Annotated in this window: 7 protein-coding genes; 2 read left to right on the forward strand and 5 right to left on the reverse strand. The window is 45.8% G+C overall.

All coding sequences use genetic code 11. From position 1 onward, the window contains the following. Window positions 1–21 precede the first annotated feature (21 nt). On the reverse strand, window positions 22–420 hold the full coding sequence (locus NC996_RS09470; protein WP_190689799.1) for a hypothetical protein: 399 nt from the start codon (window positions 418–420) through the stop codon (window positions 22–24). Window positions 421–581: 161 nt separating this feature from the next. Beyond that, entirely contained in the window at window positions 582–1292 is a 711-nt protein-coding gene (locus NC996_RS09475; protein WP_190529713.1) for a helix-turn-helix domain-containing protein, read from the reverse strand. Between the two features lie 716 nt (window positions 1293–2008). On the opposite strand from NC996_RS09475, the gene NC996_RS09480 reads away from it, so the two are divergent. Then, on the forward strand, window positions 2009–2929 hold the full coding sequence (locus tag NC996_RS09480; RefSeq protein ID WP_190428341.1) for a hypothetical protein: 921 nt from the start codon (window positions 2009–2011) through the stop codon (window positions 2927–2929). Here NC996_RS09480 and dcm read toward each other — a convergent pair. The 3 genes from dcm to NC996_RS09495 form a co-directional block, all read right to left on the reverse strand. After that, a complete protein-coding gene (gene dcm / locus NC996_RS09485; protein ID WP_190428342.1) occupies window positions 2861–4066 on the reverse strand; it encodes a DNA (cytosine-5-)-methyltransferase in 1206 nt (401 codons plus the stop codon). The two genes, NC996_RS09480 and dcm, sit on opposite strands and share 69 nt — an antisense overlap. Window positions 4067–4317: 251 nt before the next feature. Then, window positions 4318–5694 carry a GH1 family beta-glucosidase gene (locus NC996_RS09490; RefSeq protein ID WP_190689801.1) on the reverse strand — a complete coding sequence of 459 codons (1377 nt, stop codon included), beginning with the start codon at window positions 5692–5694 and terminating at the stop codon, window positions 4318–4320. Window positions 5695–5699: 5 nt separating this feature from the next. Beyond that, on the reverse strand, window positions 5700–10586 hold the full coding sequence (locus tag NC996_RS09495) for a non-ribosomal peptide synthetase (RefSeq protein WP_190689803.1): 4887 nt from the start codon (window positions 10584–10586) through the stop codon (window positions 5700–5702). A 126-nt stretch (window positions 10587–10712) separates the two neighbouring features. Here NC996_RS09495 and NC996_RS09500 point away from each other — a divergent pair, with 126 nt between their 5' ends. Further along, window positions 10713–11822, forward strand: coding sequence for an alpha/beta hydrolase (locus tag NC996_RS09500; protein WP_190412273.1), 1110 nt, complete (start codon window positions 10713–10715; stop codon window positions 11820–11822). The last annotated feature ends 32 nt before the right edge of the window (window positions 11823–11854 follow it).

Consider the following 11854-nt stretch of genomic DNA (forward strand, 5'->3'; position numbering starts at 1 on the left):
CGGAGGCTGATTAGGCTGCGTCTATTCCGCGCAAAGACGGTACAGAAGATTCATCAACTGTTCCCCATCTTCCAGATAGGTCACGTACTCGCTTTCGCTTATCTTAACGTCCTTACCTTCCATATCTGAACCGTAGCGCTCAGCCATGACGACAATTGGCGTAGTGTTGAGCAGTTCCGCCCCCTGACATATACGCCGTCCCAGGTTAATAACCTCGTCTATCGGCATATCGAACTGGTTAATCAAAATCAGACTAGGGCGATCGCGCACACCACGCGCTAGGGCGATCGCGTCTTCTTCCTGTAGCGCCTCAATCACGTGGTAGCCCCAGATGGAAAGGTTATATTTCAGGAGCGGGCGTGTATCGTCATCTAGTTCAAATATCAGAATTGTCGGTAGCCTATCTTTTTTCTGGTTCATTTGTTGTCCTTTTGCTCCTCTTTAGACCGTTACTTGCAGACTGAGGAGAAGAGACCCTCTTCCAGCCTGACTTAATCTCTACGCAACCTGTACGCGATTGGATGAGGAGCAACGAAAGTGCTTCACTTTCTGCCGCACGAGTGAAGGTGAGAACCCTTTGATCAGCCATCTCTGTCCTTGGCTCCCAGCAAGCGATCGTATTCCTCTCTGAGAACCTGGAAACACTCGCACGCAGTCGCTTCCAGCCCCGCCTGATCCAGGATCTGGACGCGACCCCGGTTGTACCGAATGAGATCCCTCTCCTGAAGCTTTTGGGCGGCTTGGGTGACACCAGCGCGGCGCACGCCCAGCATGTGACCGAGGAACTCCTGGGTAAGCTTAAGGTCATCCGAATCAATGCGGTCTTGGGCTTCGAGCAGCCAGCGTGCTAAGCGTTGATCGAGAACATGGAGGCTGTTGCAGCCAGTGGTTTGCGATATCTGGGCAATCAGGGCTTGTGTGTAGCGCAGCAGTACGTCACGCAGCCCCTTATTGCGATCAAACTCCTCCAGCAGCACCCCTGCATCCACCTTGATCGCACTGCCCGCCATTTGTACGATGTATTCAGTCTGCGTGGTCTCCCTTCCGCCCATGAAGGCATTGACGCCGACCACTTCACGGTTGCCGACTAGACCCGCCTCAACCGTGGAGCCGTCAGTCATGGTGATGGTAATCGAGATCAGGCAATCGATGGGGAAATAGAGATCCTCGATAGTTTCACCAGGATGGTGGAGTATCTTGCCCTGTTCCAGCGAGACTCGCTTCAAGTTGGGAGCAAGCTTCTCGTATACCTCACGGGGTAGGACGCTAAGCAGTCGATTTTCAGTAGTCATCTGGAAAAGTGTTAGAAGTCTTATACAAGTAATTAGACCTCTTGCAGGACTCTCATTGCAGGACCGTACAAAAAAAAGTCTGTAACGATAACCTGAGTTCAGGTTAATTAGGCTCTGAAAGCGCAGAGACCGGAAAGTTTTCTAATCCATTTAGTTGAAGAACAGCAACCAGCAATGTGCAATCCTTGATTAGCCTAATCGCCAATTTTCATTCAGGATAGTTCTAAACGGCATCGGCATTCAGTACGGTTTCGTACTAATAAACCCGATGGATTGAGGAGATTTTTCTTAGCAATGATTGCAATCCGGGTTAAAAAGACAAAACAAAGATTTATAAAGATTTTGAAAGGTAAAAGATGGATAATTTTCGATAAATATTTATCATATTTTAGTCTGTGCAGCATTCAGCCTTTGTTTGTATAGACGCGAATTCATTCAGTTGTCACTTATTTAAAAAAAAATGGGATGCTCCCGATCGGGATGGAATCAGTGCGATCGCAACCTTATTAAATTCACTAGCCAGATCAAAGTGAGAGCGATCGCGCGCAGAGTGTTGCTTGCCCAACTATCGCCTGCACGAGTTCCCCCTCCACCAAGACAAATGTGGTGCGTAATGTTTCAGAGCGATCGCACTTTATCTCAAGTTGAGTTCAGTCAGGAGAGTGGAAGGACTCGCTCCACTGATAACCTGATTGAAAGCGCACTTCGCTTACATTATGAATTTAGAAGATCCCTCATCTAGAGCCTTACTAGCCTTCCTTGAATCGGAACTCTCTCAAAATCGCGCTCTCGGCGATTACCAAACGATGCTGAGAGCGCTATGGAATAAACGAGAAACTCCAACCTTATCTCAGATTCCAACCAAACTTCCACAGGGGTATCGAAGTCTTGCTGTACGGGAATACGTGCGCCAGAACTTCGGTGCTTTACTACCTTACTGGGGGCCGACTGCTATCCGGGGCGATCTAACCGAGAAGAAAGCCCATATTAGTACTTTTATTAGCCTTGTTAACGAGTTATCTAACAATGCTGCTGAAATCAATAGAGTATTCGAGCTAGCAGCAAAGATGGTGGCAGATCACATTAACGCCAAATCTCCCATTATCCAATTACCAATAGCTGGTAAACCACAACAGATATTGACCCAGTTGCTGGCTGTAAAAAGCAGAGGTAGAGTTCAACAGGGTCTTGTATATGCGCTCCTGAAAATTCTATACGAGGAAACTCCTAACATCACTGTGCGTACAAAAGCAGTATTCGCTGGCGACGCTCAAAGCGGACAAAGAGGTGATATTGATGTAAGTGAAAATAACGGGAAAATTCGGTCAGTATTCGAGGTTAAAGCTCAACAGCTTAATCTATCTATTTATGAAGATGTTGTCCGCACGCATACGGTTACTGGAGAGCGCAATTACCCAGTTTTTATCGTGGCTGAGAGCTTTCAAGCTCATTTGTTTAATGAGTACCAGGACGTGTTTATTATCAGGCTTAGAGATTTCTGCCTTACTATCCTAGCAGAGATTGTTTCTTCCAAAAATTTGTCCTCTGATGAGTCTATTCGTCGCGTTTTAGACGTTTACAACAGCGATTTCTGCGACCTCATTCAACAAGACCGAACGCTGCGAGTTGACTACTAAATGGCGCTTGATATCCGAACCAATCCAAGCAACAACAGGCACCGCAACCGCGTCCCCAAAAGCATAACGACCAACGCTTTGGTTCTCTGGAATCCAAAAGCTATCTTCAACTCCTTGAAGGCGTCCGTACTCCCGTGCAGTCATATATCGCATCTTAATTTGGTCAGGTGACACAACGATGAGGATTTGCCTACTGCTACCACCCGACCCAGTTCGCAAGCAACCAGAAATTCCATCATCTCGCGTCTCTAGGCAAACTAAACCTTTACGCATCCGACGATAAGCAGTCAAGTATACAGGTTCTCTAGTTGTTCTCGCTAATCGCTTTGCTTTCTCTAAGCGATGTTTGCTATTGTCTCTGATGTAGGACAACTCCCGTACCAAGGCACTATCGTTAAACCACTTCTGGTGGTCATTTGTATCTACTAAATCAGCTAGAACTGTTTTCCTCGTAGATAAGGGTGACAGTTTCAAAAAGTTCCAAAATAAATCTGAATTATTAATAATTAGCTTTTGCACAGCTAACGGACGGCAAGGATGCTGGAAATAAGTATTATTGTCTTTTATCGCCTGAGTTCCTCTTATAGGTTCAGATGTGTTCAAACCGATAATGAAAACACGGGGGCGGCTTTGCGGTATGAAGTAAGCAGCATTAATAACTAGAACATCACATGAATAACCTAACTGATTAAGTGATGATAGAATTTCCCGGATATCCTTGCCGTTACGTGAGTTCAAAAGACCAGTAACGTTCTCAATTAGTACCGCCTGTGGTAATCTTTTCTCAATAGCAAATTCATTGAGTATACGCATAAACTCAAAGAAGATGCCACTATGTTTCCCCCCTAGTCCCTGTCTATTACCAGCTAATGACAAATCTTGGCAAGGAAATGACGCTGTTACTAGCGTTACATCTGGAACGTTGTGGGCATGAAGATTAGCTATATCGTCAATCTGGAGTTGCTCATTACCGAAGTTTTTGGTGTAAATTTCACCTTTGGCTGGATCAATATCATTAGCAAAAACACACTCGAAGTTTACTTCTTCAAGTCCCTTCCGTACCAAACCTATACCTGCGAAAAACTCAGCAAATCGCAGAGAATTTTGATTAGCAACCAATTGCAACGTGTCAGTCACAATAAAATTTATAATTATTTGTATTGCCTATTAATGTATCACAATCTTCTGATAGATAAGCTAATTTTTACTTACCTTGTTAAGAGAAGATAGATTGATACGACGCCTGTCACGAGAACTTAGTAATAAGATTGGGGCTTTACTTTGCTCATTGCTGTTATTAAAGCTTTCAACCAGTTTAAAAAGTTCAACAATCGCGCAACTCCACCACTTGCACCAGTATGATTAAGGCACTATCTCATGATTTCATTTCAAACCACTCGGTTCTGGCGAATGCACTCTGCATACCAATTGAAGCTGGCTTTGGGAATGCGTTGTTGCGTCTTGTAATCGATATAGGTAATCCCAAAGCGGCGGCTATAACCGTAAGTCCACTCAAAGTTATCCATGAAACTCCAAAGGAAGTAACCTTTGAGGGGATATCCTTCACGAATGGCTCGATGAGCCGCCTTCAAATACTGGCGTAAATACATAATGCGGTCTGTATCAATTACCTCGCCTTGAGCGTTTAGTTCGTCATCGGCAGCGCAACCATTCTCGGTAATGAACACGGGCAAATCTTGTCGCCCAAGCGTGTCGCTAATATGGCGAATACCCCAATAGATGCTCTCAGGAACGATATGCAGCCAAGGCATATTCATTCGCGGGTAGCCTTTGGGGAAGTCAAGAAACTCGTAACCGTATTTATTGTCAGCCGCACGAACATAAGTGCCAGTGTAAATATTGATACCGAGTGCGTCGAGGGGCTGGTGAATGATTTCTAAATCGCCCGACTGAATATCTGGGGCATCGGCTCCCAACTTCTCAAACATTGCTGGACTATAGGCACCCGTCAGCGCTGGAAAAATAATCCCACCATTGAGCCAAGAAGTATGGAAAGCTTGCTGAGCCGCTGTTATATCAGCCGCTGATTCGGTGAGGGGAACGGTGACAGAAATATTGTCTACAAGTGCTACGGAACAGGTAACGGGCGAGGCGGCACGGATAGCTTGACAGCCCATTCCATGAGCGAGGAGGGCATGGTGAGAAGTCTGCCACACTTCTTTGCGAGTTTTGACGCGAGTGCCAGGGGCAAAGGGTGGGTCTTTATCCACATCGTAGGCAAAATCAGTGAAGCAGGGGATTTCGTTGATGGTCATCCAGTTGGTGATGCGATCGCCTAACCGACTGACAACGGCAGTAACATAGTCAGCAAAATCTGAAGCCATCTCCCGGCTGCGCCAAGAACCGTACAAATCCTCTAGTGCTTGAGGACTGTCCCAATGAAACAAGGTGGCGTGGGGTGTAATCCCGTGTTTGTGTAAGCAATCAACTAGGCGCTTGTAGAAATCGATTCCCTTCTCATTCACGTTTCCCCGACCATCAGGAATAATTCGGGGCCAAGCGATACTAAAGCGATAATGCTTGATGCCCAGTTTTGCCATCAGTTCTACGTCTGTTTCGTAGCGGTGGTAATGGTCGCACGCAACAGCACCCGTATCGCCATTCTCAACCCGTCCGGGGGTAGCACTGAAGGTATCCCAGACGCTGGGTTTGCGATCGCCTTCTGTTACCGCACCCTCTATCTGATAAGCGGAGGTAGCCGCGCCCCAGATGAAATTTTCTGGAAATTGGTCGTTGGCTTTCATCTGGGTTACGATTGTTGGTTTTCTTTATTGAGAGAAGATAGCTTCATGCGGCGATTTTCACGAGAAATTGGCACTAAGGCTGGGGCTTTGCTTTGAGTAGTGGTCTGCTGAAAACTAGCGATCGCTTTCGATAATTCTGCAATCGTCGGTGCCTCAAATACGCTACGCAAAGGTAACTCCACCCCGAATGCGTCGCGCACTCTTGAAACAAGTTGAGTCGCTAATAATGAATGTCCTCCTAATTCAAAGAAATTATCGTAAATACCTACTCGTTTAACTCCCAAAACCTCAGCAAAAATTTTCACTAACGCTTCCTCAACCGGAGTTTGAGGTGCAACATAACTTCCTGCCAACTCTAGTTTGACTGGTTCGGGTGTAGGTAAAGCACGGCGATCGACTTTGCCATTAGGTGTAAGCGGTAGAGATTCCAGCACCACAAAAGCCGATGGCACCATGTACTCAGGTAGCTTTTGGGTTAGATAAGTCTGCAATTGAGGGATTAACTTACGGGCTGCTTTTGCTTGCAGGGGATTATTCGCATAAGATTGTAGCGATCGCAATTTAGTGCTGAGTGGCGAAGTAGTTTTCTTGTCTATTCCTTTGCTTACAAACACTACATCGTAGCGTCCTTCAGTGCCGGAATCTGACCAGCTAATATCAACGTTGTAAGGGACATCTAGACTATGAAAATCTTCTGGATCTACTCCTAGATTTTGGAGCTTTTGCAAAGCTTCGCGCATCTGTCCCGCCGTTTTAAATTCTGCTGCGCCTGACAGCAATTCTGCTGTTTTAACTGCTGCTGTTACCCGCGCATTAGGCACATTGGTAATGCTTAATATTTCTGGTTGGTTATCAATTAATAGCTGATGTACATCGGAGACGGTTAAGTTATTTTCGTGCCAGTCTAGCGAGGAACCCCTCCCCAGCCCTCCCCGCAACAGGGAGGGAGCCGGAGTATTCTTACTTCCCGCCGCTTCGGGGGGATTGATGTAGGTGCTTTCAGAATCTATTTCAGCGCTAATATGCAGAATCGCGTTATAACGAAACTGCGTTAATTCATTGTGAGAACGACCCCGTATTAGTTGAATTTGTACGTCGCTAATCTGGGGAAATCGCTGCTTTAAAACCGTGAAGAAAGCTGGATCAATTACTAACTCAGTTTCTTGGAACATTTGCATTTCTACTCGTTGCTGCAACTGTTCGCGGGTGAGAGAGGGTTCGGCTTGAGCCAGTTGCACTGAGGCGTGGAAAGCTTGCAGCAGGGGAAGGCTACGCACATCGCCGATGAAGATGAAGCCACCGGGAGCGATCGCATTTATTGCACCCTCCAGTACGCGCACCAGATAATCAATACTGGGAAAATATTGCACAACCGAGTTGAGAATCACCATATCAAAGGCTTCTGACTCCACTCCCTCAAAGTCAGTCGCTAACTTCTGAAGCAATGTTACTTGAGGTAATTGTGCCAATTGCTGCTGGATATAGTTCAGTGAAGCCGAGGAAAAGTCTGTCCCACAATATTTATTGCAGTGAGGCGCAATTCTAAACAACAATAAACCTGTTCCACACCCTATTTCTAACACTCGACTCGGTTGCAAATCCAGAATTTCCGCGACTTGGTTATCTACCCATTCACGCATTTGTTCTGCTGGAATCGGTTGATTAGTATAACTGCTATTCCAACCCACAATATTGAATGTTGGATCGATATCAGCAGCAGATTGATTGTAAGTTTCGTTATAGAGCATTTGCCATTGCAAAATCTGCTCATCTTGCATCAGTGCTGAGTTTGAATCTTCATTCAATTGGAACTCAGTATTCAAAGCCACATAAGCTACCAAACGGTTTTCGCCTGCTGCATCCTCACGAGTCATTACTACCGTTTGCAACACTGCTGGATGCTGACTCAGGATCGCTTCAATTTCTCCTAACTCAATGCGGTAGCCGCGAATTTTTACCTGTTCGTCGAGGCGACCTAAAAATTCGATATTGCCATCTGGTTGATAACGAACTAAATCGCCTGTTTTATAAAGACGTGCTTCTGGCTGATTGCTAAAGGGATTAGAAATGAATTTTTCAGCAGTTAAATCGGGACGGTTTAAATAACCTCGCGCCAGTCCAGCACCGCCAATGTACAATTCACCAGCAACGCCAATCGGTACAGGTTGTAAATGACTATCCAGCACATAAACTTGAGTGTTAGCAATGGGACGACCAATTGCAGGCGCGATCGCATTTCCTAATACTGCTACATCTGTAATCCCTTCTTGCTCCCCTTTTAAAGCCCTATTGAAGGAATTTTCTTGCTCTCTAACAGCAACAATACCGGATGTTGTAACAACAGTATTCTCAGTTGGACCATAATTATTCACTACCTGGAAAGGATATTCAGCCAAAGGATACTGATGTAATTTATCGCCTCCTGTTAATAAGACTCGCAATGCTATATCTTTAGACCAATCTAATAACAAAGCTTTCTCAGCTAAAGGGGTCGGCAAGAAGCTAATAGTTATCGATTTTGATACTAAAAAATCTCGCAGCTTTTCAGGCGATCGCCTAATTTCATCATCGGTCAAATAAATGCTAGCTCCTGCACTCAAATAAGGCAAAATTTCCCATGTGCAAGCATCAAATGCACATCCCGCAACCTGCGTTACCCGGTCAAGCGGTGAAACTGCAAACGCTTGTTGATGCCAAAATACTAGATTTAATAGTCCACCATGTTTAATTTGAACTCCTTTAGGCTTTCCAGTGGTGCCAGAGGTATAAATAACATAAGCAAGGTTTTCTGCGGTAACATTGCTGCTAGGATTGTCTTCACTCTCTTGGGAAATTCTTTCCCAATCCATGTCTAAAGAAATTATTTTTGGATTTTGATTATCAAGGCGTTCGATATACTGTTCGCGTGTTAATAAAACTGGCACTTGAGCATCTTTAAGCATAAAACTTAAACGCTCAGGAGGGTAGCTGGGGTCTAAAGGTAGGTAGGCTCCACCTGCTTTCAGGATGGCTAACATCCCGATTATCATATCAAGCGATCGCTCTACGCAAAGTCCTACTAAAATTTCCGCACCGATACCCAATTTTTGCAAATAACGTGCAAGTTTGTTGCTGCGTATATTTAACTCTTGGTAGGTGAGTTCTTTATCTTCAAATACTAGAGCAATCGCATCTTTATTCTGCTCTACCTGTGCTTCAAATAGCTGATGAACACACAAATCATTGGGATAATCTACTTTGGTATTATTCCATTGCACTAACAGTTGATGTAGTTCAGCTTCACTTAATATCGGTAATTCGGTAACTCGTTGCTCTGGATTCGCAACAATGCCCTCTAGCAATATTTGGAAATGTTCCAGCATTCGGTTAATCGTGGCTGCATCGAATAAATCGGTGCTGTATACGACAAAGCCGCTAATTCCTTCTGAGCTATCTACCCCTAACCCATTATTTTCCTTTTGCTCCCACAAGTGGAACTCTAAATCAAATCGCGTTGTTTCTGTATCAACAAATTGCAACGGGCTTAAGGTTAAACCTGGTAGTTCTAGCGCCGACATTGGCGCATTTTGTAATGCAAACACCACCTGGAATAGGGGATTTTGATTCAAATTGCGCTCTGGATGCAGTTCCTCCACCAACTTTTCAAAAGGCAAATCTTGGTGAGCATACGCTCCCAGAGATACTTCTCGCACTTGAATCAAAAGTGAGCGAAACGTTGGGTTTTCACCGAAGTTGATACGCAACACTAAACTATTAACAAAAAAACCAATCAACCCTTCTATTTCGCTGCGGTTGCGGTTGGCAATTGGCGAACCTACTGCAATATCTTCTTGCTGCGTGTAGCGGTACAGCAAGGTTTGAAATGCTGCAAGTAAAGTCATAAACAAAGTTACGCCTTCTTGCTGGCTTAAGGCTTCTAACGCCTTGCTTAGGCTTTTTGGTAGTTGCAAAAGTTGCGTTGCACCCCGGTAGCTTTGAACTGCTGGTCGAGGTCTGTCAGTAGGCAAATTTAAGATAGAAATACCCTCTAATTGCCGCCGCCAGTAAGCAAGTTGGGTTTCCAATACTTCCCCTTGCAACCACTCACGTTGCCAGTGGGCAAAGTCTGCATACTGAATAGGTAGTTCTGGTAAAGGTGTAGAGACGGAAAATTGATCGTCTTTACAAGAAGCAAAGGTGGTGTAAAGTGCCGCTAACTCGCGAATTAGTACCCCCATAGACCAGCCATCGGAGACAATATGATGCAGAACCAGCAGTAGCACATATTCTGACTCATCCAACCGCAGTAGCGTTACTCGCAGAAAAGGGTCTTTGGACAAATCGAAAGGGCGTTGAGCTTCTTGGGTGGTGATGCGTCGCGCTTCGGTTTCTAATTCTCCTAGCCCTTTCAGGGCGGCTTCGCCAACAGAGACGCATCGCGAACGCAAATCTATTACTGGTAGCGGTACAGTTAACGTGGATGCGATCGCTTGTACGGGTTGCCCTTCCACCGTTACAAAAGTGGTGCGTAAAGCTTCGTGACGGCGCACAATTTCGTTAAAAGTCTTCTCCAGGGCTGCTAAATTTAACGAACCGACCAGACGCACCGCTGCCGGAACATTATAGAAAGCATTGTTAGGGACTAATTGATCCAGAAACCACAGCCGCTGTTGTGCAAAGGATAGCGACAGATTTCTGTCCCGCAAAATGGGTGTAAGGCTTATCGGAGTAGCGTTTTTGGTAACGTTAGCTGTCCTTAGAAATGAGAGAATTTCAGCTTTGCGTTCAGCTATCTCTGCACGTAGTTCTGCGGTGAGGCTTCCTTCTGGGGCGTTACAGCGCAGGCGTTCTCCATCGACAAAAACCTGAATATCTAAGCTACGGAGGTAAGATAAAAACTCAACTGTTTTCAAAATTAAACCTCTTCTAGGACACTACCCGCTAGAGGAGTGTACTTGCTATTGACCCGACTGTGGTCTAACCTCGGTATGACGTTGGAAGACAACGCAGTCAACATCCTACCCTAAAGGTTTCTGCTCATGGTGTTCATGCCCCTCAATTTCCTACTCGTATGGCTGGTTGGATTGCTGTCCATCGGGATACTGGGCGGAGGGATTTACATTCTGTATGAGTGGTATGAAGGGGAACTGGTGGGGACATCCTACTTGATAGGCGGACTGGCGATGGTTTTGTGGTCTCTTGGCGGTCGTTTTATCAGCTTGCCGCTGCTGCGTCGCCAAGGTGCTGACGAACCTAAATTGATGCGTACTGGAACTGTACAGCGCTTGCCACGACCGGATGGTAGCGTCCTGCACGTAGAGTTCTATGGGCCTGAAGATGGTCAACCGATTATCTTTTCACACGGTTGGGGACCAAACAGTGCGGTATGGTACTATGCCAAGCGACAACTGAGCGATCGCTTCCGAGTAATAGTATGGGATTTGCCAGGACTCGGAAAATCCACTAGACCCAAAAATAACGACTACTCCGTAGAAAAATATGCCCGTGACCTCGAAGCCGTTGTTGCGATCGCGGGAGACAAGCCGGTTATCCTGCTCGGACACAGCATGGGTGGCATGATTAACCTAACATTCTGTCGGCTGTTTCCAGAACATCTAGGGCGTCGCGTAGCAGGCTTAATCCTCGCAGATACAACCTACACCAATCCGCTGAAAACTTCTATCTTGAGCAGTGTGTTACCCAAATTGCAGAAACCGCTACTCGAACCACTGCTGTACCTCACCATGCTGCTGTCACCTCTCTTTTGGCTGATGACTTGGCTAAGCTATCTCAACGGTTCGCTACACATCAGCGTAGAGATTTCTGGATTTAAGGGGACTGAAACCCGCGGTCAACTAGATTTCGCCGCTTTTTTATCGGCTTTAGGTTCGCCTGGTGTTCTCGCTCGCGGTACATTGGCAATGTTCAATTTCGAGGAAACAACAACACTCCCAACGATTAACGTTCCGGTGTTGGTTGTTTGCGGTGCAACAGATATCGCAACTAAACCTGTTGCAAGCGATCGCATGAAAGCGGAATTGCCTCAAGCTGAACTCGTCACCATTAAGCCGGGTGGACACATGGTATTGATGGAGAAGAATCAGCTCTTTTCCGAAGTTGTCAGTGCGTTTTGTGCTAAATGCGGGTAACGCTCAGAACATTTTAGATCGCTTGCGCTTGC

This window comes from Trichocoleus sp. ST-U2, from assembly GCF_039961875.1.
Lineage (GTDB): Bacteria > Cyanobacteriota > Cyanobacteriia > Cyanobacteriales > FACHB-T130 > FACHB-T130.

Excerpts from the sequence above, each read along its gene's own strand:
- NC996_RS09470 (WP_190689799.1), bottom strand. The coding sequence starts at position 420 with ATGAACCAGAAAAAAGATAGGCTACCGACAATTCTGATATTTGAACTA.
- NC996_RS09475 (WP_190529713.1), bottom strand. The coding sequence starts at position 1,292 with ATGACTACTGAAAATCGACTGCTTAGCGTCCTACCCCGTGAGGTATAC.
- NC996_RS09480 (WP_190428341.1), top strand. The coding sequence starts at position 2,009 with ATGAATTTAGAAGATCCCTCATCTAGAGCCTTACTAGCCTTCCTTGAA.
- NC996_RS09490 (WP_190689801.1), bottom strand. The coding sequence starts at position 5,694 with ATGAAAGCCAACGACCAATTTCCAGAAAATTTCATCTGGGGCGCGGCT.
- NC996_RS09500 (WP_190412273.1), top strand. The coding sequence starts at position 10,713 with ATGGTGTTCATGCCCCTCAATTTCCTACTCGTATGGCTGGTTGGATTG.